26 protein-coding genes are annotated in these 22,938 nt (G+C 70.7%); 12 read left to right on the plus strand and 14 right to left on the minus strand.

The features are described from left to right. Positions 1–331 precede the first annotated feature (331 nt). Complete coding sequence (locus ACWC1K_RS45255) at positions 332–1,288, plus strand: hypothetical protein (protein ID WP_450839445.1); 957 nt, start codon at positions 332–334, stop codon at positions 1,286–1,288. 579 nt (positions 1,289–1,867) lie between these two features. On the opposite strand, the gene ppk2 is transcribed toward ACWC1K_RS45255, so the two are convergent. From ppk2 to ACWC1K_RS45270, 3 genes are read right to left on the minus strand one after another with little or no spacing between them, the layout of a single operon-like run. After that, positions 1,868–2,773, minus strand: coding sequence for a polyphosphate kinase 2 (ppk2, locus tag ACWC1K_RS45260; protein ID WP_450839447.1), 906 nt, complete (start codon positions 2,771–2,773; stop codon positions 1,868–1,870). Between the two features lie 20 nt (positions 2,774–2,793). Next, entirely contained in the window at positions 2,794–3,027 is a 234-nt protein-coding gene (locus tag ACWC1K_RS45265) for a hypothetical protein (protein ID WP_344405333.1), read from the minus strand. 19 nt (positions 3,028–3,046) lie between these two features. After that, positions 3,047–4,201: an anion permease gene (locus tag ACWC1K_RS45270; RefSeq protein WP_450839448.1), complete on the minus strand. Its 1,155-nt coding sequence runs from the start codon at positions 4,199–4,201 to the stop codon at positions 3,047–3,049. Positions 4,202–4,303: 102 nt separating this feature from the next. Between ACWC1K_RS45270 and ACWC1K_RS45275 the strand changes: the two genes are divergently transcribed. The 3 genes from ACWC1K_RS45275 to ACWC1K_RS45285 are packed head-to-tail and all read left to right on the plus strand — an operon-like array spanning position 4,304 to position 5,892. Continuing rightward, entirely contained in the window at positions 4,304–4,696 is a 393-nt protein-coding gene (locus tag ACWC1K_RS45275; RefSeq protein WP_115913281.1) for a helix-turn-helix domain-containing protein, read from the plus strand. Positions 4,697–4,723: 27 nt separating this feature from the next. Continuing rightward, the gene (locus tag ACWC1K_RS45280; RefSeq protein WP_450839449.1) at positions 4,724–5,137 is read left to right on the plus strand and encodes a VOC family protein; all 414 of its coding nucleotides are present in this window, start codon (positions 4,724–4,726) and stop codon (positions 5,135–5,137) included. Beyond that, positions 5,134–5,892, plus strand: a complete 759-nt coding sequence (locus tag ACWC1K_RS45285) for a VOC family protein (protein WP_450839450.1) — start codon at positions 5,134–5,136, stop codon at positions 5,890–5,892. The genes ACWC1K_RS45280 and ACWC1K_RS45285 overlap by 4 nt, the downstream gene beginning before the upstream one ends. Here the strand turns inward: ACWC1K_RS45285 and ACWC1K_RS45290 are convergent. The 7 genes from ACWC1K_RS45290 to ACWC1K_RS45320 all read right to left on the minus strand — a co-directional run bounded on the left by ACWC1K_RS45290 (position 5,889) and on the right by ACWC1K_RS45320 (position 11,640). After that, positions 5,889–6,134, minus strand: a complete 246-nt coding sequence (locus ACWC1K_RS45290; protein WP_450839451.1) for a hypothetical protein — start codon at positions 6,132–6,134, stop codon at positions 5,889–5,891. The two genes, ACWC1K_RS45285 and ACWC1K_RS45290, sit on opposite strands and share 4 nt — an antisense overlap. Before the next feature lie 9 nt (positions 6,135–6,143). Further along, on the minus strand, positions 6,144–7,349 hold the full coding sequence (locus ACWC1K_RS45295; RefSeq protein ID WP_450839453.1) for an RNA polymerase sigma factor: 1,206 nt from the start codon (positions 7,347–7,349) through the stop codon (positions 6,144–6,146). Positions 7,350–7,355: 6 nt separating this feature from the next. Further along, complete coding sequence (locus ACWC1K_RS45300) at positions 7,356–7,769, minus strand: YciI family protein (protein WP_450839455.1); 414 nt, start codon at positions 7,767–7,769, stop codon at positions 7,356–7,358. An 85-nt stretch (positions 7,770–7,854) separates the two neighbouring features. After that, a complete protein-coding gene (locus ACWC1K_RS45305) occupies positions 7,855–8,049 on the minus strand; it encodes a hypothetical protein (protein ID WP_450839456.1) in 195 nt (64 codons plus the stop codon). A gap of 116 nt (positions 8,050–8,165) precedes the next feature. Further along, the gene (locus ACWC1K_RS45310; RefSeq protein ID WP_450839457.1) at positions 8,166–8,771 is read right to left on the minus strand and encodes a GNAT family N-acetyltransferase; all 606 of its coding nucleotides are present in this window, start codon (positions 8,769–8,771) and stop codon (positions 8,166–8,168) included. A gap of 263 nt (positions 8,772–9,034) precedes the next feature. After that, on the minus strand, positions 9,035–10,120 hold the full coding sequence (locus ACWC1K_RS45315) for a family 2 encapsulin nanocompartment cargo protein polyprenyl transferase (protein WP_450839459.1): 1,086 nt from the start codon (positions 10,118–10,120) through the stop codon (positions 9,035–9,037). Between the two features lie 113 nt (positions 10,121–10,233). Next, the gene (locus tag ACWC1K_RS45320) at positions 10,234–11,640 is read right to left on the minus strand and encodes a family 2B encapsulin nanocompartment shell protein (RefSeq protein ID WP_450839506.1); all 1,407 of its coding nucleotides are present in this window, start codon (positions 11,638–11,640) and stop codon (positions 10,234–10,236) included. Between the two features lie 297 nt (positions 11,641–11,937). On the opposite strand from ACWC1K_RS45320, the gene ACWC1K_RS45325 reads away from it, so the two are divergent. Then, positions 11,938–12,528 (plus strand): N-acetylmuramoyl-L-alanine amidase, encoded by a 591-nt coding sequence (locus ACWC1K_RS45325; RefSeq protein WP_450839461.1) that lies wholly within the window; start codon positions 11,938–11,940, stop codon positions 12,526–12,528. Between the two features lie 70 nt (positions 12,529–12,598). Beyond that, entirely contained in the window at positions 12,599–13,516 is a 918-nt protein-coding gene (locus ACWC1K_RS45330) for a 1-aminocyclopropane-1-carboxylate deaminase/D-cysteine desulfhydrase (RefSeq protein ID WP_450839462.1), read from the plus strand. Here ACWC1K_RS45330 and ACWC1K_RS45335 read toward each other — a convergent pair. Next, the gene (locus ACWC1K_RS45335; protein ID WP_450839464.1) at positions 13,489–15,093 is read right to left on the minus strand and encodes a Na+/H+ antiporter; all 1,605 of its coding nucleotides are present in this window, start codon (positions 15,091–15,093) and stop codon (positions 13,489–13,491) included. The genes ACWC1K_RS45330 and ACWC1K_RS45335 overlap by 28 nt on opposite strands. 62 nt (positions 15,094–15,155) lie before the next feature. On the opposite strand from ACWC1K_RS45335, the gene ACWC1K_RS45340 reads away from it, so the two are divergent. The 3 genes from ACWC1K_RS45340 (at position 15,156) to ACWC1K_RS45350 (ending at position 17,222) form a co-directional block, all read left to right on the plus strand. After that, positions 15,156–15,416 (plus strand): UBP-type zinc finger domain-containing protein, encoded by a 261-nt coding sequence (locus ACWC1K_RS45340; RefSeq protein ID WP_450839466.1) that lies wholly within the window; start codon positions 15,156–15,158, stop codon positions 15,414–15,416. Between the two features lie 268 nt (positions 15,417–15,684). Then, positions 15,685–16,098, plus strand: a complete 414-nt coding sequence (locus ACWC1K_RS45345; protein WP_004925829.1) for an ATP-binding protein — start codon at positions 15,685–15,687, stop codon at positions 16,096–16,098. Beyond that, the gene (locus ACWC1K_RS45350; RefSeq protein ID WP_450839467.1) at positions 16,095–17,222 is read left to right on the plus strand and encodes an RNA polymerase sigma factor SigF; all 1,128 of its coding nucleotides are present in this window, start codon (positions 16,095–16,097) and stop codon (positions 17,220–17,222) included. Before ACWC1K_RS45345 ends, ACWC1K_RS45350 begins: the two co-directional genes overlap by 4 nt. Positions 17,223–17,259: 37 nt before the next feature. On the opposite strand, the gene ACWC1K_RS45355 is transcribed toward ACWC1K_RS45350, so the two are convergent. Further along, complete coding sequence (locus tag ACWC1K_RS45355) at positions 17,260–17,709, minus strand: hypothetical protein (protein WP_450839469.1); 450 nt, start codon at positions 17,707–17,709, stop codon at positions 17,260–17,262. 168 nt (positions 17,710–17,877) lie between these two features. On the opposite strand from ACWC1K_RS45355, the gene ACWC1K_RS45360 reads away from it, so the two are divergent. Together ACWC1K_RS45360 and ACWC1K_RS45365 are read left to right on the plus strand one after the other, a co-directional pair. Next, on the plus strand, positions 17,878–18,846 hold the full coding sequence (locus ACWC1K_RS45360; protein WP_450839470.1) for a diacylglycerol/lipid kinase family protein: 969 nt from the start codon (positions 17,878–17,880) through the stop codon (positions 18,844–18,846). A 319-nt stretch (positions 18,847–19,165) separates the two neighbouring features. Further along, positions 19,166–19,423 carry a WhiB family transcriptional regulator gene (locus tag ACWC1K_RS45365; RefSeq protein ID WP_016639615.1) on the plus strand — a complete coding sequence of 86 codons (258 nt, stop codon included), beginning with the start codon at positions 19,166–19,168 and terminating at the stop codon, positions 19,421–19,423. A 179-nt stretch (positions 19,424–19,602) separates the two neighbouring features. Here ACWC1K_RS45365 and ACWC1K_RS45370 read toward each other — a convergent pair whose 3' ends face one another. Further along, positions 19,603–21,069, minus strand: a complete 1,467-nt coding sequence (locus ACWC1K_RS45370) for a sensor histidine kinase (RefSeq protein ID WP_450839507.1) — start codon at positions 21,067–21,069, stop codon at positions 19,603–19,605. Between the two features lie 397 nt (positions 21,070–21,466). Beyond that, entirely contained in the window at positions 21,467–22,096 is a 630-nt protein-coding gene (locus ACWC1K_RS45375; protein ID WP_450839471.1) for a TetR/AcrR family transcriptional regulator, read from the minus strand. 84 nt (positions 22,097–22,180) lie between these two features. On the opposite strand from ACWC1K_RS45375, the gene ACWC1K_RS45380 reads away from it, so the two are divergent. Further along, entirely contained in the window at positions 22,181–22,930 is a 750-nt protein-coding gene (locus tag ACWC1K_RS45380; RefSeq protein ID WP_450839473.1) for an SDR family oxidoreductase, read from the plus strand. Positions 22,931–22,938: the final 8 nt, after the last annotated feature.

A 22,938-nucleotide genomic window follows, 5' to 3' on the forward strand; every position in this document is an offset into this window, starting at 1 on the left:
ACATGCTCACCGACACGGCCGACGGCGGCGGACGCGACCAGGTGGTCCTGTCCACCCTGGTGGCCATCGGCGTGGTCGGCTTCGCGCTGGTCCGCCAGCGAGTGGGGCGGAACAGTACGCATGAAGTCACCCCGTCCTAGGGACCGGGCGCTGTAGGGCGACAGCCTGCCCTCGACCGGCGGCGGTGGTGCGCTCCCCCGCACCGCCGCCGCCCGATACGACCCGGACCGCTGATGCGGAACCGCACCCGGGACCGCTTTGCTTCCTGCGCATCGCGTGACGATCAGCGAGCAGGTCTTGCCCGAGTCCCCACTCTCCTAGGTTGCCCCGCATGTCATTCCTGTCGACTCGCCGCAAGGCCTCCCGCATCGTCCTGGAGCTTGACGACGTGCACCTTGGGAAGCTTCTCAAGTCGCTGCGCACCACGACGCGATCGGGCGCGATCGCGAGCACGGATCTGCGCGTGGTGCAGATCGCCGACCTCCTGAAGCACCACTCCCAGGACTGGGACCGCCACACGTTCCGTCTGGCGGTCCTGGCGCATTTCCTGGCGGATACGCCGGTGCCCTCGAGGTGGGCTGAGCGGGAGCCGGACAGCGCCACTGCCCTTGTCCTGCACGCCTGGTCCGAGGTCTTCCGGGCGCGTGCAACGGGGAATGCGGGAGGTGCCTCGCGAGCAAGCGCGAACTGCCTGCGCGCTGCGGATCTCGCCCCGCTGGACCCCACCCCGTGGATCGTCCTGCTGGAGCTGGCGCGCCTGGAGCGCCACCGCGCAGCTGAAACCTTCTACGTCTGGAACGAGCTACTGCTCCGCGACCGCTGGAACCGCGATGCCTACCTGAGCATGATGCGCTATCTGACTCCGGACGAGGCCGGTTCGCGACTGCAGGTACTGGAGTTCGTCGACTCCCTCCGGTCGCGCATGCCCGCCAATGCGCCCTGCGCGGCTACGGAACTCACCTCCCAAGTGCTGCACTATCAATCGATCCGGGCCCGGGGAGGAGTGGAGGGTCTCATGGCACGCACCTACTGGACCGATGTGTATGTCACAGCAGCGCTCGACCGTGCCTCGCAGCACTGGACACAGCCCTCGTTCCTCAGCCATGCAGCTGTGCTTGCCGACCTCAATACGCTCGCCTACGCGCTGATGTCCGCCGATCGCCACCGTGAGGCCCTTCCCGTCTTCCGGGCCATCGGCGGTGCGGTCACCACCTGGCCCTGGCGGTTCGAAGGAGATCCGCTGACCGCGTTCCAACGGGCGCAGGGCCGAGCCGAAGCCGGCCGGTGACACCATCCGGAGATCTTTGACGCTGCGGGTTCCTCACCGCCGTCCGAGCGGCCCGGCCGGCGCGCGTCATGTTCTCCACCAGCGGCTTCCCGATCGATCACGCCGTCGGCGGTGCTGCCGCGACACTGGCCGCCGGTTCCTGGCCGACAGCGGTGAGGTGCCGTACGTCATCGATTCGGTCCGTGAACGCGGTGTGCTGCCCTACCCGACCCGGGCCGACTTTCCCGTCTCCTGGCGTCCCACCTGGACATCACCGATGCCACCGTCGCACTGCTCGAGCGCACGGGCCGGCGCGCCCCTGGTCCGCACACAGTCCGCAGGACACCCGATCAGGACCGTCGCACCCCATCGCCCGCCATCACCAAATGGGCAGCTCAGCGACCTGCGGCACCCAACGCCGCAGGTCACCAACCAGGCCCATTACTAGGAGACCAAGAAGGCCTGACGAACGCCCCGTTCGCGTGGACCCGCCATCGGTGCACCATCGCAGGTCCACGGGCATTCCGAAGGGGTCCGGCCGGCAGCGGCCTGGCCCCTTCGGCTTCTCCCGTGCCGAGGGCTTCGCCGGCGGCCGCCACCCTAGCGACCGCCCACCAGACCTCCGTCGTCGTCCTCCCCCACCTCCAGCAGGCCCGCCGCCGCCCCCACGATCCGCGGATCGGGGCTGCCGACGACCTCCTCGTCCTTGCCGGTGTAGTCGAAGCGGGCGAGCACGCTGCGCATGGCCTCGACGCGGGCCCGTTTCTTGTCGTTGCTCTTGACCACCGTCCAGGGCGCGTGCTCCGTGTCCGTCTCGCGGAACATGGCGACCTTCGCGGCCGTGTAGTCGTCCCAGCGGTCCAGGGAGGCCAGGTCCATGGGGCTGAGCTTCCACTGCCGTACGGGGTCGACCTGACGGATGGTGAAGCGGGTGCGCTGTTCGCCCTGGGAGACCGAGAACCAGAACTTGATCAGGTCGACGCCGTCGTCCACGAGCATCCGCTCGAAGGCGGGCGCCTGGCGCATGAAGCGCCGGTACTCGTCCTCCGAGCAGAAGCCCATGACCCGTTCGACGCCCGCCCGGTTGTACCAGGAGCGGTCGAACAGCACGATCTCGCCCGCGGTCGGCAGGTGTTCGACGTAGCGCTGGAAGTACCACTGACCGCGCTCGCGCTCGGTCGGCTTCTCCAGGGCCACCACCCGGGCACCGCGCGGGTTGAGGTGCTCGGTGAAGCGTTTGATGGTGCCGCCCTTGCCGGCCGCGTCCCGTCCCTCGAAGACGATGACGAGCCGGCGGCCGGTCTCCTTGATCCAGCTCTGCAGCTTGAGCAGTTCGATCTGCTGGAGCCGCTTGTGCCAGTCGTACTCCTTGCGCTCCATGCGGTGCCCGTACGGGTAGTTCTCCCGCCAGGTGTCGATCGGGCTGCCGTCCGGGCGGATGAGCACCGGGTCGTCGGGGTCGGTGTAGTCGACCTTCAGATCGACCGGCAGGGGTGGCGTCGTCATCCCGATGTCCTTCGTGGGTCTCAGTGGAACTGCGGCACGATCAGATAGATCCCGTACGCCACCACGGCCGCACAGGCGAGGAAGCACAGGCCCGCCTGGGCGAGGCCGAGGGACGAGGTCCCGCCGCCGTCCTCGCGGGCCCCTTCGAAGCGGGCGAGGCCGAGGACGCCGAGGGCGAAGACGACGACCACGGCGACGGTGACGCCGACGCTCACCGCGGTGACCTGGCCGAGTGCGTTCCAGTCGAGGTTCATGATGCGAACTCCCCGTGTTTCAGGCGGCCGTGCCGACGCGGGCCGGCGGTTCGGTGCGGAGGGTGACTTCGTGGGCGTCGTTGACGTTGCTCGCGTGCACCGGGTTGCGGCGGGAGACGAGGACGATGCCGGTGGCGACGGCGGCCCCGACCAGCGCGACGACGACCGTGCCGAGGTTGCCGCCGTGCTTGACCACGCTCGCGGAGACACCGCCGACCAGCGCGGCCGAGGGCAGCGTGATCAGCCAGGCGGCGACCATGCGGCCCGCGACGCCCCAGCGGACCTCGGCGAGGCGCCGGCCGAGGCCCGCGCCGAGGATGGAGCCGGAGGCGACCTGGGTGGTGGACAGGGCGAAGCCGAGGTGGGCGGAGGTGAGGATGACGGTCGTGGAGGCCGTCTCGGCGGCGAAGCCCTGCGGGGACTGGATCTCGGTGAGGCCCTTGCCCATGGTGCGGATGATCCGCCAGCCGCCCAGATAGGTGCCGAGGCCGATGGCGAGACCGGCGGAGGCGATCACCCAGACCGGCGGGCCGGCGTCGTGGCCGAGGGCGCCGGCGGAGATCAGGGTCAGCGTGATGATGCCCATGGTCTTCTGTGCGTCGTTGGTGCCGTGGGCGAGCGAGACCAGCGAGGCCGACGCGATCTGGCCGAGGCGGAAGCCCTTGGTGACGGAGTCCTTGCGGCCGCGGGCGGTGAGCTTGTAGGCGAGGTAGGTGGCGATCAGGGCCGCGACTCCGGCCACGACCGGCGAGGCCACCGCCGGGATCAGCACCTTCTCGACGACCTTGTCGAAGTGCACGCCCTGGGATCCCGCGCCCACCCACACGGCGCCGATCAGCCCTCCGAACAGAGCGTGCGAGGAGCTGGAGGGCAGTCCGACCAGCCAGGTCAGCAGGTTCCACAGGATCGCCCCGACCAGCCCCGCGAAGATCATCCCCGGAGTGACGAGGGTGTCGTCCACGATGCCGCCGGAGATGGTCTTGGCGACCTCGGTGGACAGGAAGGCTCCGACGATGTTGAGCACTCCGCTGACGAGCACCGCTGTTCTCGGCTTGAGTGCGCCGGTGGCGATGGAGGTGGCCATCGCGTTGGCGGTGTCGTGGAATCCGTTGGTGAAGTCGAACGCCAGGGCCGTGACGACGACTACCGCCACGAGGAACGTGATGTGGTCCATTCCCTCAGGGGAACAAGCGCTTTCATACGGCAGGCGAACTCAAGGCAAAGCCCGTGCCAGAACCCGGCGCCCGGCCGGTGAGGGTCGTGCGATGCTGACGTGGTGAACCGTGAGGATCTGGTACGCCTGCGACAGGCCCGCGACCGTATGGACCGGGAGTACGCCGAGCCCCTCGACGTGGCCGCTCTCGCGGGCACCGCCCTGATGTCGCCGGGGCACTTCCAGCGCAGCTTCCGCGAGGCGTACGGCGAGACCCCGTACGGCTATCTCATGACGCGCCGCATCGAACGCGCCAAGACCCTGCTGCGGCGTGGCGACCTCACCGTCACGGAGGTCTGCATGGCGGTGGGCTGTACCTCGCTGGGCTCCTTCAGCGCCCGTTTCACCGAACTGGTGGGCGAGACGCCGAGTTCCTACCGGGCCCGCTCGCACGAGGAGAGCGCGGAGATCCCGCCGTGCGTGGTGCGCGCGTACACGCGTCCCAGACGGACATGAGGCCGTGAACGACCTTAGGTTGGACCCATGGACCTGAAACTGCACACCTGTTTCATCGCCGTCGACGACCACGACAAGGCGATCGCCTTCTACTGCGACGTCCTGGGCCTGGAGATCCGCAACGACGTCAAGTACGAGGGGATGCGGTGGACGACCGTGGGGTCGCCGCTGCAGCCGGACGTGTCGATCGTCCTGGAGCCGCCTGCCGCCAACCCCGACCTCTCCCCCGCCGACCGTGAGGCGATGGAGCAGCTGCTGGCCAAGGGCGTGCTGCGCGGGGTCAACTTCACCACCGAGGACTGCGACGCCCTCTTCGCCCGCGTCCAGGAGTCCGGCGCCGAGGTGCTCCAGGAGCCGACGGACATGCCGTACGGGGTCCGGGACTGCGCGTTCCGGGATCCGGCGGGGAACATGCTGCGGTTCATGGAGCGGAAGGGATGAACCGGCAGGTCCTGTGGACCTACGCGTTCATGGACCGGCCGATCGGATCCTTCTCGGCCGCCTGCGAGTTCTGGACGGCCGTCACGGGGTCGCGCCTTTCCGAACTCCGCGGCGAGAACAAGGAGTTCGCGACCCTTCTGCACGACGGGGCCGACGCCTGCGTCAAGGTGCAGGGGGTCGCCTCGGGGCCGGGCGGTGCTCATCTGGACTTCCCGGTGGCCGACGAACGCGAGTTCATGCGGTCGGCGGTGGCTCTCGGGGCCGAGGTGGTCGCCGATCACGGTGCGTGGGCCGTGCTGCGGTCTCCCGCGGGACAGCAGCTGTGCACCATGCCGTGGCGCGCGGAGGCGACGCGTCCGCCCGTCGTGCGGGGCAGCCGCCTCGACCAGGTCTGCCTCGACATCGCGCCTTCCGCGTACGAGGCCGAAGTCGCCTTCTGGAGCGCCCTGTTGCCCGAGTGGCAGTCACGGCCGGGCTCGCTCCCCGAGTTCCATGTGCTCACGCCGCCGGCGGGCCTCCCGATCCGCATCCTCCTCCAGCGTCTCGGCCAGGAACGCCCCGCCGGCGCCCATCCGGACCTGGCATGCGCCGACATCGAGGCGACCCGCGCCGCCCACGAACGCGTCGGAGCGCGGCTGGTCGCCCGCGGCACCCACTGGACGGTGATGCGGGACCCGGCGGGCGGCACGTACTGCCTCACAAGGCGGGACCCGGAGACGGGCGGGCTGCCCGCGCAGGGGGCTCGCGGTTCCTAGGGCCACGCACGAACGCACGCGGCGACCGTGGCCCCGTCCTCGTGCGGGCACGCGGTGGCCTTCAGCAGCGGGGCGGCCGGCTCTCCTGAGGGATCTGCCCGCTCCCAGCGGGCCGGCGGCGGCGGTTCCGCGGAGTCCTGCAGCCACAGGGTGAGCCCTCCCGCGACGGCCACAGCGATCATCCACACCACCACGGCCCACCGCCACGCACGGCGTCCCGATCCCCCCAACCCGCTTGTCATGGACCCACGTTATGGCCTCAACCGTGCGGCCCGCCCCCGCAGATAGCGCTGTTCGGGCAGGCTCAGCGTCCCGACGGCCGCCGACTCGTAGGCGGCGCGGGCCTGCTCGTACGCCCCGGCGCGCTCCAGAAGGTGGCCGCGGACCGCGTCGAGGCGGTGGCCCAAGCCGGGTTCCAGCAGGTCGAGTTCGGCGAGTCCGGCCTGCGGGCCGTGCACCATGGCGACGGCCACGGCGCGGTTGAGGCGTTCGACGGGGCCCGGGACCAGGCGGACCAGCACGTCGTAGAGGCCGAGGATCTCCTGCCAGTCGGTCGCCTGCGCGGACGGCGCCTCGTCGTGCACGGCGGCGATGGCCGCGCGCACCTGGTAGGGGCCGGCGCAGCCCCGGGACAGCGCCCGGGTGACCAGGGCGACGCCCTCCTCGATCGCGGCCCTGTCCCAGCGGGTGCGGTCCTGTTCGTCGAGGGAGACGAGCTCGCCGTGCGGTCCGGTGCGGGCGTCGCGGCGGGCGTCGGTGAGCAGCATCAGGGCCAGCAGACCGGCCACCTCGCCGTCCTGGGGCAGCAGGCGGTGGACGGTACGGGCCAGCCGGATCGCCTCGCCGGCCAGTTCACGGCGCTGCAGGGCCGCTCCGGACGTCGCCGTATAGCCCTCGTTGAAGATCAGGTAGAGCGTGTGCAGGACGGCGGGCAGGCGCTTCTCCCAGTGCTCCGGCCGTCCGAAGCGCAGGCCACGCACCTTCTGCTTGGCCCGGCTGATCCGCTGCGCCATCGTCGCCTCGGGCACCAGATACGCACGGGCGATCTCCGCCGTCGTCAGACCGCCGACCGCCCGCAGGGTGAGCGCGATCTGGGCGGGCGGGGTGAGGTCCGGGTGACAGCACAGGAACAGCAGCGTGAGGGGGTCGTCCTCACGGGGCGCCCGGTCCGGGCCGGTCGCGAGACGTGAGGTCAGCGCCGCCGCCTTCTCCTCCCGCGCCCGCCGCGCCTGCTCCGACCTCAGCACGTCCGTCAGCCTCCGCGAGGCCACCTTGATCAGCCAGCCGCGCGGGTTGTCCGGCACGCCCGCCGAGGGCCACTGCCCGGCCGCGGCCAGCAGTGCCTCCTGTACGGCGTCCTCGGCGGCGTCGAAATGCCCGTACCGCCTGACCAGCGCGCCGAGGACCTGCGGCGCGTGCAGGCGCAGCAGGTCCTCGACCTCGACGGTCGTGCCCATGGATGCTCAGACGTCCGCGGAGCCGCTGTCGATGGGCCGGATCACCACGGGGTAGTTGGTGGCCCCGGCGGGCATGGGGCACTGGATGATGCGCTCGGCGATCTCCGTGACCCGCTCCAGGCTCGCGCAGTCCAGGACCCAGTAGCCGGCCAGCAGCTCCTTGGTCTCGCTGTACGGGCCGTCGGTGATCACGGGCTTGCCGTCCTCGCCGAGGCCCACCAGCCTGGTCCTCGCCGGCTCGGTCAGGCCCTGTCCGTCGATCATCTCGCCGGTCTCGGCCAGATCGTCGTTGAGGGCACCCATGAAGGCGTACATGGCCTGGACCTCCTCCTGGCTCCAGGCCGGGGAGGTCGCACTGGCCTTGCCCTGCATGCCCTCGTAGTCCGCCTGTGTGCACTGCACCATGACCAGGTACTTCATGACTCTGCTCCTTCGGCTCGCGCCGCCCGTGGCAGCGGCTCTCACGGGGGACGTCGGAGCCGGGCCGGGATTCTCGACACGGGGCTCAGGAATTCTTCGCGGCGGGTTCTCCGGGCTCCTGGTCCGGTTGGGCGCCTTCGGCGGCGTACGCCTCGCACTCGGGGTTGCGACAGGGGCCCGGCACCCAGACCGGGACCCACGCGCCCAGGGTCTTGTGGCGCTTGACGACCGTGTCCACAGGCTGTCCGCACACCGGACAGACGTGTTCTGAGCTGTCCATGCCCTCAGCGTAGGCCGGTCGGCGCCGGCGCGCGTGGTTGCGGACGGGGACACCGTTGCCGAGCGTGGTCGTGGCGACGGTCGTGCCGCAGAGGCAGCGGCCGCCGAAGCGGCGGGTCAGCCGCGGGGCTCCCGCCACATCGGCCACATCTGCGGGCCGTTCGGCAGGTCGAGGGGGCGGCCGGTGAGCTGGAAGCCGAGGCGCTCGTACAGCGCGCGGCTGCGGGCGCTGCTCGCCTCCAGGTAGGCGGGCAGACCCACGCGGTCGCAGCGGTCGAGGACGTGCTGGACGAGCGCGCCGCCGATCCCCTCGCCCTGGCGCTCCGGAGCCACGCCGATCATCCACAGGTACTCGTGGGCGCGTCCGGCGGGGTGGATCTCCGCGGTCAGGCGGGCGATCAGCTCGATGCGCTCGTTCCCGGGATCGACGGCGGCGCGCAACTGGGCGGGCCCGTCGTCGGCCGCGTCCTGTTCGGCCTCGTGCTCTGCGGCGGGCACGGACAGCCACAACGCGCACGCGCTGCCGTCCTCCGTGACGTCGATCCAGCCCTCGTCGAGCACGATCCCGGTGAAGGCGGCCATCAGCCGGTGGTGGGTGGCACGGCGGTACTCGTCCCCGGGAAAGATCCAGCCGCTGACCGGATCGCCTTGGAAGGCCTCGTCCAGCAGCCGCACGACCAGCTCCCGGTCGCCCTCGTCCGCCGCCCGGATCGCCACACCCATGTGCCGCCCTTTCACCTCAACCGAGTTCGGCTGTACGGCTGTTGAGCCTATACGGCGGCTGTCCGGCGAGTGAGCCGGAGGGCGCCCGTGTCCCGGCACAGGCTGTGAGGCCCCGGAGGCGAACCGAGCCTTGAGAACGGAGGGCGCGGGCCCCGCACACCGTGGGGATGTGCGGGACCCGCCGGGCCGGAGCCTCGGCGGTCGCGCGGGGTCAGGAGCCGCGCGGCCGCCCCGGTGGGCTCCGGGGTCTGTGAGGGCCGGTGTCAGCCGGTGCGTCGTGTCACGAACTCCGCCAGCGCCAGCAGGCCGCCTGCCTCCTCCGGGTCGGGAACCGCACGGGCCAGCTCCTGCATGGCGCGGGCCATCCGGTCGGCGGCCTGGGCCTGGGCCCAGTCGCGCCCGCCGGCCTGTTCCACGGCGAGAGCCGTCCGCGCGAGTTCCTCCTCGTCCCCTTTCCCGTACGGCATGTCGTACAGCTCGGCCAGTGCCGAGGCCGCCGGGGTGCCCGAGGTGAGCGCGGCGACCACCGGCAGGGACTTCTTGCGTGCCATCAGGTCCGCGCCGACCGGTTTTCCGGTGCGGTGCGGGTCGCCCCATATGCCGATGACGTCGTCGATGAGCTGGAAGGCGAGCCCGGCCTGGCGGCCGAACGCGTCCAGTGCCTCGACGTCCTCGGCGGACGCCCCCGCGTACAGCGCGCCCAGGGCGCAGGCGCAGCCGAGCAGTGCGCCCGTCTTGGCCTCGGCCATGGTCAGCGCCTCGTCGAGGGTGACCTCGCCGGGGCCGCGCCGCTCCATCTCCGTGTCCGCGTGCTGGCCCGCGCACAGCTCGACCACGCAGGCGGCGAGCCGGGCCGCGGCCGGCCCGGACGCCGGGTGCGGGTCCTCGGCGAGCAGCCCGAAGGCCAGTGCCTGCAGGGCGTCCCCGGCGAGGATCGCGTCGGCGTCGCCGAACACGGTCCACGCGGTGGGCCGGTGCCGGCGGGTGGTGTCCCGGTCCATCACGTCGTCGTGCAGCAGCGTGAAGTTGTGCACCAGCTCCACCGCCGCTGCCGCCCGCCTGGCCACCTCGCGCGCGCCGGGGCCGCCGAGGGCGGCGGCCGCGGTGAGGACGAGCGCGGGACGGATCGCCTTGCCCGCGTTGCCCGCCGCCGGGGTGCCGTCCGCGTGCTCCCAGCCGAAGTGGTAGAGCGCGATCCGGCGCATGGAGCCGGGCAACGAGTCGATGGCGGCGCGCAGTTCGGGGTCGACGCGGGACCGGGTGCGCTCCAGGATCGCGGCCGCCTCGTGCCCGTCGAGCGGCTGCGCCCCCGTGGTGCGCTGCTTCGCCTCCGTCTTGAACTCGGCCATGGGATCTCCCTCGGTCAGTCCGCGGACGGTGGCGCTTCCGCTGTGGCTGGGCGCATACGACCGGGGTGTACCCGCCGCACAGGGCGGGGACACGGCTCCCAGGTGCAGAAACGTCACCGCCACCGGCCGATCTCGACGTTCTCCAGCACACCGAGCGCATCCGGCACAAGGACCGCGGCCGAGTAGTACGCCGTCACCAGGTACTTGATGATCGCCTGTTCGTTGATGCCCATGAAGCGCACGGACAGGCTCGGCTCGATCTCGTCCGGGATGCCGGCCTGCTGCAGTCCGATGACGCCCTGCTCGGCCTCGCCGGTACGCATGGCGATGATCGAGCTCGTACGGGCCTCGGAGACCGGGATCTTGTTGCACGGGTAGATCGGCACACCGCGCCAGGTCGGGATGCGGTTGCCGGCCACCTCGATCGTCTCGGGGACGAGACCGCGCTTGTTGAGCTCGCGGCCGATCGCGGAGATCGCGCGCGGGTGGGCGAGCAGCAGCTTGGTGCCGCGCCGCCGGCTGAGCAGCTCGTCCAGGTCGTCGGGGCTGGGCACCCCGTCGTGCGGCTGGAGCCGCTGGTCGTACTCGCAGTTGTGCAGCAGCCCGAACTCGCGGTTGTTGACCAGCTCGTGCTCCTGGCGCTCCTTCAGCGCCTCCACGGTGAGCCTGAGTTGCTGCTCGGTCTGGTTCATCGGCTGGTTGTAGAGGTCGGCCACGCGCGAGTGGATGCGCAGCACGGTCTGGGCGATGCTCAGTTCGTACTCGCGGGGCCTGGCCTCGTAGTCCACGAAGGTGTGCGGGATGTCCGGCTCGCCGCTGTGGCCTGCGGCGAGGTCGACGGCCTTCTCCCCGTACTTGTTGGTGTGCTGCTCCGGGATCGCGCGCTGCCGCTGGAGGTGCTCGCGCAGGGAGTCGCTGCGCTCCGCGACCAGTTCGACGTCCTGACGGGAGAGGGTCAGCACCGTGCACGCGGTGTCCGCGCGGGCCGTGTACTCCCAGATGGCGTCCGGGTCGAGCAGCGCCGCGTCACCGAAGTAGGCGCCGTCGGCGAGCACCCCGAGGACCGCGTCGTCGCCGTACGGGCCCGTGCCGACCTTCTCGACCCTGCCGTGCGCCAGCAGATACACCTCGTCGCTCCGGCTGCCGAACGAGGCGATCACACTGCCCGGCGCGAACTCCTGCTGCCGGCAGCGCTGAGCGAGCTCCGCGAGCACCTCCTCGTCCTCGTACGACCGCAGCGCGGGAAGTTCGCCCAGCTCCGCCGGGATGACCTCGACCCGGTCGCCGGTCTTCACGAACGTGATGCGGCCGTCCCCCACTGCGTAGGTCAGTCGCCGGTTGACCCGGTACGTACCGCCCTGGACGTTCACCCATGGCAGCGTGCGCAGCAGCCAGCGCGAGCTGATCTCCTGCATCTGGGGTGCCGACTTGGTCGTCGTGGCCAGGTTCCGTGCGGCAGCGGTGCCGAGGCTCTGCTGCGGCTTGCCCTGCTCCGAACGGACCTCTTCGCCTACCGACATATGAGAATTGCCCTCCCCGCTCTCGCAGCCGGCGCCGATGTGCGCCGCTGCGTCGATCTCCGCGGGCAAGCCTTCCATCACGGAACGTGTCGGTGCTATTACCCGAAAGAGCGGGAATGGATCACTGCCGACTGGGCACAAATGGGGATCCTGTCCAGCAGCCCGGCACGTACGGAATGGCCGGATCCACTCCCTCACCGCGAACACGATGTGTGACGGTGCCATCACTTTCGGTACAACCCCCTGGACAGGCGGTCGCGCCGGGCGGCCGTCGGCACGGGTAAGAAGGAGGCGGTCATGGCCTCACCCATGTCCGCGAGCAGTTTCCTCGACGGCCTCAGGGCGGAGGGCCTCACCGTCGTCGAGGTGGGCGACTGGGAACATCACAACCGCAACCACAAGGGCCCCTGGGGCCCGGTGTACGGCGTGATGATCCACCACACCGTCACCAGCGGCAGCGAACGCACCGTCGAGATCTGCCGTGACGGCTACGCCGGCCTGCCCGGCCCCCTCTGTCACGGCGTCATCACCAAGGACGGCACGGTCCATCTGGTCGGCTACGGCCGCGCCAACCACGCGGGGCTCGGGGACGACGACGTGCTGCGTGCGGTGATCGCCGAGAAGGCGCTCCCGCCGGACAACGAGGCGAACACCGACGGCAACCGTCACTTCTACGGCTTCGAGTGCGAGAACCTCGGCGACGGCGAGGACCCCTGGCCCGCGGCCCAGCTGGACGCCATCGAGAAGGCCGCGGCGGCGGTGTGCCGGCACCACGGCTGGACGGAACGGTCGGTGATCGGCCACTTGGAGTGGCAGCCGGGGAAGGTGGACCCGCGGGGGTTCACGATGGACTGGCTGAGGGGGCGGATCCGCGAACGGCTGAAGTGACAGGGCGGCACCCCGCCGGCGCGGGTGAGCGACACCCACCCCTGGCAGCAACTCCGGTCACAATGGAGTCGTGATCAGCCTCGGCAACCTGCACCCCCAGCTGCCCTCACCCCTGCAGGACATCGAGGACGACCGTTTCGCTCAGCGCGGCCTCCGCCTCCTCCTCAAGCGAGACGACCTCATCCACCCCGAGCTCATCGGCAACAAGTGGCGCAAGCTGGCGCCCAATCTCGCCGCCGCGGCCGGCCGCACCGTCGTCACCTTCGGCGGCGCGTACTCCAACCATCTGCGCGCGACGGCCGCCGCGGGCCGGCTCCTCGGGCTGCCGACCGTCGGCGTGGTCCGCGGCGAGGAGCTGGCCGACCGGCCCCTCAACCCCTCCCTTGCGCGATGCGCGGCCGACGGGATGCGGCTGCACTTCGTCGACAGGTCGACGTACCGCCGCAAGACCGAAGAGGACGTCCTCGCGCGCGTGCTGCGCACGGCCGGCGCGGAGGGCGCGTATGTCGTCCCGGAGGGCGGCAGCAACGCCGAAGCCGTGCGCGGCTGCCGGGCCCTGGGCGAGGAGCTGCGCGGGCGGGCAGATGTCGTCGGCATCGCGTGCGGTACCGGCGGAACGCTGGCCGGGCTGGCCGCGGGCCTGGCGCCCGGTCAGCGCGCGCTCGGCGTTCCCGTCCTCAAGGGCGGCTTCCTCTCCGCCGACATACAGGAACTCCAGGAGCGCGCTTTCGGCGGCCGGTGCGGCGCATGGGCCCTCGACGACCGCTTCCACTTCGGCGGCTACGCGCGCGTGCCCGGCGAACTCGACGCCTTCGCCGAGGACTTCGAGAAGCGTCACGGGGTGCCGGTCGAGCGTCTCTATGTCGCCAAGTTGCTGTATGGACTTGTCACCCTGGCGGACGAGGGAGCGTTCGCGCGCGGCACGACCGTCGCGGCCGTCGTCACCGGACGGCCCTTCCCTCAGGTCCCCTCGACCGTCTCCCGGTAGGCCGCCGCCTCCTCCAGGTCCAGTCTGCGCAGCAGCGTGCGCAGCATCTCGTCGTCGATGTAGCGGCCGTCCCGCAGCCTGACGAACATCGCGCGCTCGGCGCCGATCATCTCCCGGGACAGCCGGCGGTAGGTGTCGTCGACGGATTCGCCGGTGACGGGGTTGGTCTGGCCGAGCCGTTCCCAGACGGCGTCGCGGCGGCGCTCCAGGGCCTGCCGGAGACGGTCGGCGAGGGGTGGCGGGAGGGCGTTGCGCTCGTCGGTGAGGAGTTCGTCGAGGCGCTGCTCGGCGACCCGGGAGGCCTGCGCCTGGGCGTTGGCCTCGGCGAGGGTCTCGGCCTGTGCGTCCCGGCCGGGGAACTGCAGCAGACGGATCACCGGCGCCAGGGTGAGGCCCTGCACCACCAGGGTCCCGATGACCGTCGTGAAGGTCAGGAAGAGGATGAGGTTGCGCTGCGGGAAGGGGCCGCCGCCGTGCACGGTGAGCGGGATCGAGAAGGCGATCGCGAGGGAGACGACGCCGCGCATCGCGGCCCACGAGGTGACGATCGGCCCTCTCCAGGTGGGGTTTTCCTCGCGTTCCCTGATCCGCGCGGACAGCATGCGCGGCACGAACGTCCCCGGATACACCCACACGAACCGGGTCACGACGACCACCAGGAAGACGGCGACCGCGTACCAGGCGGCGTCCACACCCTCGTACTCGCCGAGGCCCTTGAGGACCACGGGCAGTTGCAGGCCGATGAGGGCGAACACCGCCGACTCCAGGACGAACGCGACCACCTTCCACACTGCCTCCTCCTGGAGGCGGGTGGCGAAGTCGACCTCCCACGCGCGGTGCCCGAGGTAGAGGGCGACGACCACGACCGCGAGGACGCCGGAGGCGTGCACCTGCTCGGCGACGGCGTAGGCGACGAACGGGATCAGCAGGGACATGGTGTTCTGCAGCAGCGCCTCCTTGATGTGCGTGCGCAGCCAGTGGATCGGGAGCATCAGCACCAGCCCGACCACCACGCCGCCGACCGCCGCCAGCAGGAACTCGCCGATCCCGCCGATCCAGGAGGCGCCCTCCCCGACGGCGGCCGCGACGGCCACCCGGTACGCGGTGATCGCGGTCGCGTCGTTCAGCAGGGACTCGCCCTGGAGGATCGTGGTGATCCGGGAGGGCAGCCCCACCCGGCGGGCGACCGCCGCCGCGGCGACCGCGTCCGTGGGCGCCACCACCGCGCCCAGCACCAGCGCCGCGGGCAGGGGCAGTCCCGGCACGACGAGATAGGCGACCCAGCCGACGACGAAGGTCGCGAACAGCACATAGCCGACCGACAGCAGCGCCACCGGCCGCATCGTCGCCCGCAGATCGAGGTACGAGCTCTCGACGGCCTCCTTGTGCAGCAGCGGGGGCAGCACCAGCGGCAGCACGATGTCCGGGTCGAGGGTGTAGTCCGGGACCCCGGGGACGTACGAGACGGCGAGCCCCACCGCGACGAGCAACAGCGGGGCCGGCACCGGGGTGCGCCGGGCCACCGCGGCGATCGCGGCGCTCCCCGCCACCAGCAACAGCAGTGGCATCACGTCCATCGTTCTCGCCCGCCCTCGTTTTTCCGCGCGGTCATCCGCACGCCCGTCGTAATCTGGCAATCATGAAACAGTGCACGCACTCCGACGCGCTGCCGGATCCGGAACCCGGTCCGGTGACCGAGACATGTCCGGAGTGTCTGGCAGCGGGCACGCACCCGGTACAGCTGCGGCTGTGTCTCACCTGCGGCCACGTCGGCTGCTGCGACTCCTCGCCCGGCCGGCATGCGACGGAGCACCACAAGGACTCCGGCCACCCGATCATGCGCACATTCGAGCCCGGCGAGAACTGGCGTTGGTGCTTCGTGGACCACGTTCTCGTGTGACCCTGGACAGCCGGGGGACGACCCGCGATCCGGACGGTTCGACCGTCTGACGTCTGGGTACGTCAACCCGGCGCGCGTTCTTCCCAATTGGAGCCGCAGACCCCTAGACACGGAGCGTGTCCACAGTTTTACTGTGAGTGACGGCAAGGGGTTGGGTCCCGGGGACGGGAAACTGGAGAGCGCGATAGCGTCACCGCTGAACACACATCGCGTTATCCCGGGGGGCGACCCTCGGCCCCGAGAAGCTTGTACCACCTTGGAGGTGAGGGTGTCCCAGATCGCAGGCGAGCCCGCGACCCAGGACTTCGTGGAAGTCCGGCTGCCGGCTGCGGGTGCCTACCTGTCGGTGCTGCGTACGGCGACTGCCGGCCTCGCGGCCCGTTTGGACTTCACCCTCGACGAGATCGAGGACCTTCGCATCGCGGTGGACGAGGCGTGCGCGATCCTGCTCCAGCAGGCCGTGCCCGGCTCGGTGCTGAGCTGCGTCTTCCGGCTCGTCGACGACTCGCTCGAGGTCACCGTCTCGGCCCCGACCACGGACGGCCACGCCCCCTCGCGGGACACCTTCGCCTGGACCGTCCTGTCCGCACTCGCGGGCAAGGTCTCCTCCGCCGTGGACGAGGACAAAACCGTTTCGATCAGCCTCTACAAACAGCGCGGCGCGGGACCCGGGCCGGCGTGAGGACAGGGGACGGGCCGGTGCGTGACGAAGAGCGCGGCACACGAGAGCTGCCGGCCGAGGGCGCAGACGGGTCCCGACGCATCGGGGACTCCGCCGACGGCATCGACGGCATCCCCGAGCAGGCCCGGCCGCATCCGGAGGACGAAGCCGACAGCGCAGCGGCGGTCGGCTTCCCGGACGACGGGCAGCGGGATCGGGAAGGTGCCGTGCAGAGCACGCCTCTGGACGGACGGAACGGGGTCACCCCGGTCCGAGCAGAGGCGAGGGCTCGGAGAAGGGCGACGGGCGGGACGATGAGCGAGCACGAGCGAAACGCCGAGGGCGAGGGGCAGGAAGCGCAGAGCGTGCAGCAGGCCACGCAGCACGACGCACAGGACCGCAGCGGGGCGCGCGCGATGTTCATCGAGCTGCGCAGCCTGAAGGACGGCAGCCCGGAGTACGCGGAGCTGCGCAACAAGCTGGTCCGTATGCACCTGCCGCTCGTCGAGCATCTCGCGCGTCGCTTCCGCAACCGCGGCGAGCCGCTGGACGACCTCACACAGGTCGCCACCATCGGCCTGATCAAGTCCGTCGACCGCTTCGACCCGGAGCGCGGCGTCGAGTTCTCGACGTACGCGACCCCGACGGTCGTCGGCGAGATCAAGCGGCACTTCCGCGACAAGGGCTGGGCGGTGCGGGTGCCCCGCCGCCTGCAGGAGCTGCGCCTGGCACTCACCACGGCGACCGCGGAGCTCTCCCAGCAGCACGGCCGCTCCCCGACGGTCCACGAGCTCGCCGAGAAGCTGGCGATCTCCGAGGAGGAGGTCCTGGAAGGCCTGGAGTCCGCCAACGCGTACTCCACACTGTCCCTGGACGTCCCCGACACGGACGACGAGTCCCCGGCGGTGGCCGACACCCTGGGCGCCGAGGACGAAGCCCTGGAGGGCGTCGAGTACCGCGAGTCGCTCAAGCCGCTCCTGGAGGACCTCCCGCCCCGGGAGAAGCGGATCCTGCTGCTGCGCTTCTTCGGCAACATGACCCAGTCGCAGATCGCCCAGGAAGTCGGCATCTCACAGATGCACGTGTCCCGTCTGCTGGCCCGCACACTGGCCCAGCTGCGGGAGAAGCTCCTGGTGGAGGAGTAGGACCCCGTCGCCCTGCGGCGACCGCGGCACCGCAGGACTACTGCTTGCCGCCCTGCGCACGGCCCGGACCCTTGATCCCGAGGGCCTGGGTCGTCGCCGGATTGACCAGCAGGACCAGCGCCGCGACGGCCACGACGGCCAGCGCGATACCCGCCGGGATCGCCACACTGTCGGCCTGGAGCAGGTTGTAGGCCACCGGCAGCGCCATGATCTGCGTGATCACCGCCGGGCCCCGGCTCCAGCTCTTCTGCTTGAGCAGCCCCCGCGCGGCCAGCAGCGGCAGCAGGGCGAGGATGACCAGGGTGATACCACCGGTGACGGCGGAGCGGCGGTCGTCCGGGGCACCCATGAGGCCCTCCACGAGCATCCAGACGCCTCCGACGGCCAGCGCGAACCCCTCCAGCGCGGCGAGCGCCGCGGCGTACGTCAGGCGGCGCGGGCGGGGGCCGGTGTTTTCCTCGGTGGCGGGGGTCTGCTCACTGGTCACCCCTGAAGGGTAGCCCTGGGGACATGCGCCTCCGTGGCGAGCCCGGGGGACGCGGACCGCCACGGCGGGGTTGAGACACCACCCCGTGGTGAGCCTCACTCCCCCACCTCTTACCTGATCCCTACCTCGACCTGTGCCCGGTACTTCCCAGTAGGTACGCTGCAACTCATGCGTGCACTTCTCGTGGCCAATCCGGCAGCAACCACCACAAGCGCACGTACGCGCGATGTCCTGATCCACGCCCTGGCGAGCGAGATGAAGCTCGAGACGGTCACCACCGAGTACCGCGGGCACGCACGCGACCTCGGCCGGCAGGCGGCGGAGAGCGAGGACATCGACCTGGTCGTGGCGCTCGGCGGCGACGGCACGGTCAACGAGGTGGTCAACGGCCTGCTGCACGCGGGCCCCGCCCCGGAGGGCGTCCCCCGTCTCGCCGTGGTCCCCGGCGGCTCCACCAACGTCTTCGCCCGCGCCCTGGGCCTGCCCAACGACGCCGTCGAGGCGACCGGCGCACTGCTGGACGCCCTGCGCGAGGGCAGCGAGCGCACGGTCGGCATGGGCCTGGCCGAAGGCACGCCGGGCACCGAGGACGAGGCGGTGCCCTCCCGCTGGTTCACGTTCTGCGCGGGCCTCGGCTTCGACGCGGGCGTGGTGGGGCGGGTCGAGCAGCAGCGCGAGCAGGGCCGGAAATCCACCCACGCCCTGTATCTGCGTCAGGTCGCACGCCAGTTCCTGCAGGAACCCAACCGGCGGCACGGGTCGATCACTCTGGAGCAGCCCGGCGAGGAGCCGGTGACCGATCTGGTCCTGTCGATAATCTGCAACACGTCACCGTGGACGTATCTGGGCAATCGTCCGGTGTACGCGGCACCTAAGGCCTCGTTCGATACCGGGCTCGACCTGCTGAGTCTCAGCCGTATGTCCACCCTCTCGGCTGCCCGGTATGCCACGCAGTTGCTCACTTCGTCCCCCGAGCGCGGCCCCCACGGCAAGAACGTGGTCTCCCTGCATGACCTGGACCGGTTCACCTTGCATTCGAAGGTGCCCCTGCCCCTCCAGATGGACGGCGACCACCTGGGGCTGCGTACGAGCGTGACGTTCACAGGCGTACGCCGTGCACTGCGTGTGATTGTGTGAGCAGAAAGGGCCGAAGTCCTTTCACTCGAACGTTTAGGCCAGGATCCACCCCATGGAAGTACGGCTGTGACCTAGTCGACACCGAGGAATCAAAAAAAACTTTCCGGAAGGGGTTGTATCCGCCGCTGAGGTTTGCGAGTCTCTACGTGGCGATCGGGACGGCCCGCAACACCGGCCTCCACAGATCACCGGAACCCCTCTTCAATTCACAGGACCTCGCCAGGGAACCTGGCGCTCGGCCCTTCACTTGTTGAGGGATTCGTGAAAGCGTTCACATTCACAAGCAACCTGCATGTAATACCAAGGAGAGGTAGCAGCCATGGACTGGCGTCACAACGCCGTTTGCCGCGAAGAAGACCCCGAGCTCTTCTTCCCCATCGGCAACACCGGTCCTGCGCTGCTGCAGATCGAGGAAGCCAAGGCCGTCTGCCGCCGCTGCCCCGTCATGGAGCAGTGCCTGCAGTGGGCGCTCGAGTCCGGCCAGGACTCCGGCGTCTGGGGTGGTCTCAGCGAGGACGAGCGTCGCGCCATGAAGCGCCGTGCCGCCCGCAACCGGGCCCGTCAGGCCTCCGCCTGACAACCCGCCCCGCAACAGCCTGAGCTTGGCGGCGCGTACAGCGAGTACGCATCTCCCGCCCCCGAGCCGCAGCGCGCAGTACCCCCGATGCGCAGCACAAGCTGGCAACGAGCATTTCAGCCCCGGACCTGGGAACGGTCCGGGGCTTCTTGCTGTGCACGGGTGTCCGCCGTACGGGGCTACTTGTGGGCCCGCACCGGAACGTCCAGGATCACCCGGGTCCCCCGCTCCGGTGCCGGGACCATGTCGAACGTGCCGCCCAACTCCCCCTCCACCAGGGTCCGTACGATCTGCAGACCCAGGTTGCCGGCGGTGTGCGGGTCGAAGCCCTCGGGCAGGCCGACGCCGTCGTCCTGGACGGTGACCAGCAGGCGGGCCTCCTTTGTCGTGCCACCGCGGACCGCGGAGACCTCGACCGTGCCGGTGTCGCCCTCGCGGAAGCCGTGTTCGAGAGCGTTCTGCAGGATTTCCGTCAGGACCATGGAGAGCGGGGTGGCCACTTCGGCGTCCAGGATGCCGAAGCGGCCGCTGCGCCGGCCGGCGACCTTGCCCGGTGAGATCTCGGCGACCATGGCCAGCACCCGGTCGGCGATCTCGTCGAACTCCACGCGCTCGTCCAGGTTCTGGGAGAGCGTCTCGTGCACGATCGCGATCGATCCCACGCGGCGGACGGCCTCCTCCAGGGCCTCCCGGCCGCGGTCGGACTCGATGCGCCGGGCCTGCAGGCGCAGCAGGGCGGCGACCGTCTGGAGGTTGTTCTTCACCCGGTGGTGGATCTCCCGGATGGTCGCGTCCTTGGTGATCAACTCGCGCTCGCGGCGGCGCAGTTCAGTGACGTCACGGAGCAGGACCAGCGAACCGATGCGGGTGCCCTTGGGCTTGAGCGGGATCGCGCGGAACTGGATGACCCCGTCCCTGGCCTCGATCTCGAACTCGCGGGGCGCCCAGCCGCTGGCCACCTTGGACAGCGCCTCGTCCACCGGCCCGCGGGTCGGGGCGAGTTCGGCGGTGGTCTTTCCGAGGTGCTGGCCGACGAGATCGGAGGCCAGGCCCATGCGGTGGTACGCCGACAGCGCGTTCGGGGAGGCGTACTGGACGAGGCCGTCCGCATCGAGGCGGATCAGTCCGTCGCCGACACGCGGCGCGGCATCCATGTCCATCTGCTGGTTCGCGAACGGGAAGGAGCCGGCCGCGATCATCTGCGCCAGGTCCGAGGCGCTCTGCAGATACGTCAGTTCGAGGCGGCTCGGGGTGCGCACGGTCAGGAGGTTGGTGTTGCGCGCGATGACACCGAGGACGCGACCGTCCCGTCGTACGGGGATCGACTCGACCCGGACGGGGACCTCCTCGCGCCACTCGGGGTCGCCCTCGCGCACGATCCGGCCCTCGTCCAGCGCCGCGTCCAGCATGGGGCGGCGGCCGCGTGGGACGAGGTGGCCGACCATGTCGTCCTGGTAGGAGGTGGGGCCGGTGTTGGGGCGCATCTGGGCGACGGAGACATAGCGCGTGCCGTCGCGGGTGGGGACCCACAGCACGAGGTCGGCGAAGGAGAGGTCGGACAGCAGCTGCCACTCCGAGACCAGCAGATGGAGCCACTCGAGGTCGGAGTCGTCGAGGGCGGTGTGCTGGCGGACCAGTTCGTTCATGGAGGGCACGGGTGTGAGCGTACCTGGGGGTATGTGCAGGGCCTAAATGTGGCCGGAGGTCCGTACGGGCCCTGAAAACACCCGCGGGCCGCGGCGCCTGGGAGGGACCCTCAGCCCTCCCGGCACCGCAGCCCGGAGCAATATCGGCCGCGGGGTGTGCGGTCCCGGATGGCCGAAGGATGAGGAGCCGGGGCAGTCAGGGCAGAGAGCTCCGGATCCTCCGTCCGTCTTCCTGTGCGGGGAAGACGGAAGCTCGTGCGTACACGCTCTTTACGCATTGTGGACTAGACCACTACCTGTGTCCATGCGTTGGAGCCTGTTTGTTGTTGTCAGTTCTGGGGCTGCCACGACTGGTCGGACGCCCTGGCATGCACCACGCAGCCTAACCCGTGTGGGTTCATGTGCGGGGCCAGATGGACATGGCAATTTCCGCGAGCGCCTCCAGCTCCTCACGGCTCGCGCCGTCCCGCGCCTGCTGGGACATGCCCTGGATGACGGCGCCGGCATGCCGGGCGAGTGCTCCGGTGTCGGTCCCGGCCGGCAGCTCGCCCGCCGCGACGCCGGTGCGGATACGGTCCTCGATCGCGGCGATGGTGGCGTTGCGCCGCCCGCGCAGGGACTCCTCCACCTCGGTGTTGGTGCAGTTGGTGGCCGCATGGGCGTACAGACAGCCGTGCGGATGGCCGTGGGCGGTGTACTCGACGGCGGCCTCGCGCAGCAGACGGGCGACGGCGGCGCGGGCGGTGGGCTCCTCGGCGAGGGCTCGCACGCCGAGCGAGCCGTATCGCGCGTCGTACTCCCGCACGACCTCCTCGAACAGCGCCTGCTTGTCGCCGAAGGCCGCGTACAGGCTCGGGGCGCCGATGCCCATGACCCGGGTGAGGTCGGAGACGGAGGTGGCCTCGTAACCGTGCTCCCAGAACGCCATGACCGCCTTCTCCAGCGCCGTGGCCCGGTCGAAGGAGCGGGGGCGGCCACGGGGCCTGACCTGGGGGCGGGAGTCCTCGGTGTGCACCATGGAGTGCATTTTATAGCGGGTGCTAGAGAAATGTCGGCGGGTTCGTGTACGGTCTTCTGTATCGATCATTAGGAAAATGATGAGGGGGGCGTCATGGGCGTACTCGGGGGCAGGACGGCGCTGGTCACGGGCGCGAGCAGGGGGATCGGACGGGCGATCGCCGAGCGGCTGGCGCAGGACGGGGCGCGGGTGGCCGTGCACTACGCCCACAGCGAGGCGGGCGCGAAGGAGACGGTCGCCTCGATCGAGGCGGCGGGCGGCAGGGCCTTCGCTCTCCGCGCCGAACTGGGCGTCCCGGGCGACGCGGAGGCCCTCTGGGAGGCCTTCGACCGGCAGGCGGACGGCGTGGACGTGCTGGTCAACAACGCCGGCGCGGCGACCTTCGCGAGCATCGGCGAGACGGACGAGGAGATGTACGAGCGTGCCCTGGCGGTCAACGCCCGGGCGCCCTTCTTCATCGTGAAGCACGGCCTGCACCGGCTGCGCGACGGAGGCCGCATCATCAACGTCACCGCGGCCACGGACCACGGCATACCCGCGATCGCCGCCACCCACATGGCCAAGGGAGCCGTGACGGCCCTGACCCGTTCGCTCGCGGTCGAGTTGGCGCCGCGCGGCATCACCGCCAACTCCGTCGCGCCGGGCTTCATCGACACGGATCTCACGGCCGGCGTGCTCTCCGACCCGGCTGTGCGGGCCCATGCCGAGGGCGTCTCCGCGTTCGGCCGCGTCGGAACGGCGGGCGAGGTGGCGGACGTGGTGGCGTTCCTGGCGTCACCGGATTCCCGCTGGGTCACCGGGCAGCACCTCGACGCGACCGGGGGCGCACATCTGGCCCTGTAGGACACGGG

The organism is Streptomyces sp. NPDC001492 (genome assembly GCF_053597275.1).

Bases quoted from the DNA above. Each gene is read 5' to 3' on its own strand.
- ACWC1K_RS45265 (WP_344405333.1), bottom strand. From the start codon at position 3,027: ATGAACCTCGACTGGAACGCACTCGGCCAGGTCACCGCGGTGAGCGTC.
- ACWC1K_RS45315 (WP_450839459.1), bottom strand. From the start codon at position 10,120: ATGGCCGAGTTCAAGACGGAGGCGAAGCAGCGCACCACGGGGGCGCAG.
- ACWC1K_RS45310 (WP_450839457.1), bottom strand. From the start codon at position 8,771: ATGGGTGTGGCGATCCGGGCGGCGGACGAGGGCGACCGGGAGCTGGTC.
- ACWC1K_RS45280 (WP_450839449.1), top strand. From the start codon at position 4,724: ATGGACCTGAAACTGCACACCTGTTTCATCGCCGTCGACGACCACGAC.
- ppk2 (WP_450839447.1), bottom strand. From the start codon at position 2,773: ATGACGACGCCACCCCTGCCGGTCGATCTGAAGGTCGACTACACCGAC.
- ACWC1K_RS45380 (WP_450839473.1), top strand. From the start codon at position 22,181: ATGGGCGTACTCGGGGGCAGGACGGCGCTGGTCACGGGCGCGAGCAGG.
- ACWC1K_RS45295 (WP_450839453.1), bottom strand. From the start codon at position 7,349: ATGGGCACGACCGTCGAGGTCGAGGACCTGCTGCGCCTGCACGCGCCG.
- ACWC1K_RS45300 (WP_450839455.1), bottom strand. From the start codon at position 7,769: ATGAAGTACCTGGTCATGGTGCAGTGCACACAGGCGGACTACGAGGGC.
- ACWC1K_RS45305 (WP_450839456.1), bottom strand. From the start codon at position 8,049: ATGGACAGCTCAGAACACGTCTGTCCGGTGTGCGGACAGCCTGTGGAC.
- ACWC1K_RS45370 (WP_450839507.1), bottom strand. From the start codon at position 21,069: ATGAACGAACTGGTCCGCCAGCACACCGCCCTCGACGACTCCGACCTC.
- ACWC1K_RS45290 (WP_450839451.1), bottom strand. From the start codon at position 6,134: ATGACAAGCGGGTTGGGGGGATCGGGACGCCGTGCGTGGCGGTGGGCC.
- ACWC1K_RS45255 (WP_450839445.1), top strand. From the start codon at position 332: ATGTCATTCCTGTCGACTCGCCGCAAGGCCTCCCGCATCGTCCTGGAG.
- ACWC1K_RS45325 (WP_450839461.1), top strand. From the start codon at position 11,938: ATGGCCTCACCCATGTCCGCGAGCAGTTTCCTCGACGGCCTCAGGGCG.
- ACWC1K_RS45365 (WP_016639615.1), top strand. From the start codon at position 19,166: ATGGACTGGCGTCACAACGCCGTTTGCCGCGAAGAAGACCCCGAGCTC.
- ACWC1K_RS45270 (WP_450839448.1), bottom strand. From the start codon at position 4,201: ATGGACCACATCACGTTCCTCGTGGCGGTAGTCGTCGTCACGGCCCTG.
- ACWC1K_RS45320 (WP_450839506.1), bottom strand. From the start codon at position 11,640: ATGTCGGTAGGCGAAGAGGTCCGTTCGGAGCAGGGCAAGCCGCAGCAG.
- ACWC1K_RS45360 (WP_450839470.1), top strand. From the start codon at position 17,878: ATGCGTGCACTTCTCGTGGCCAATCCGGCAGCAACCACCACAAGCGCA.
- ACWC1K_RS45340 (WP_450839466.1), top strand. From the start codon at position 15,156: ATGAAACAGTGCACGCACTCCGACGCGCTGCCGGATCCGGAACCCGGT.
- ACWC1K_RS45375 (WP_450839471.1), bottom strand. From the start codon at position 22,096: ATGCACTCCATGGTGCACACCGAGGACTCCCGCCCCCAGGTCAGGCCC.
- ACWC1K_RS45335 (WP_450839464.1), bottom strand. From the start codon at position 15,093: ATGGACGTGATGCCACTGCTGTTGCTGGTGGCGGGGAGCGCCGCGATC.
- ACWC1K_RS45285 (WP_450839450.1), top strand. From the start codon at position 5,134: ATGAACCGGCAGGTCCTGTGGACCTACGCGTTCATGGACCGGCCGATC.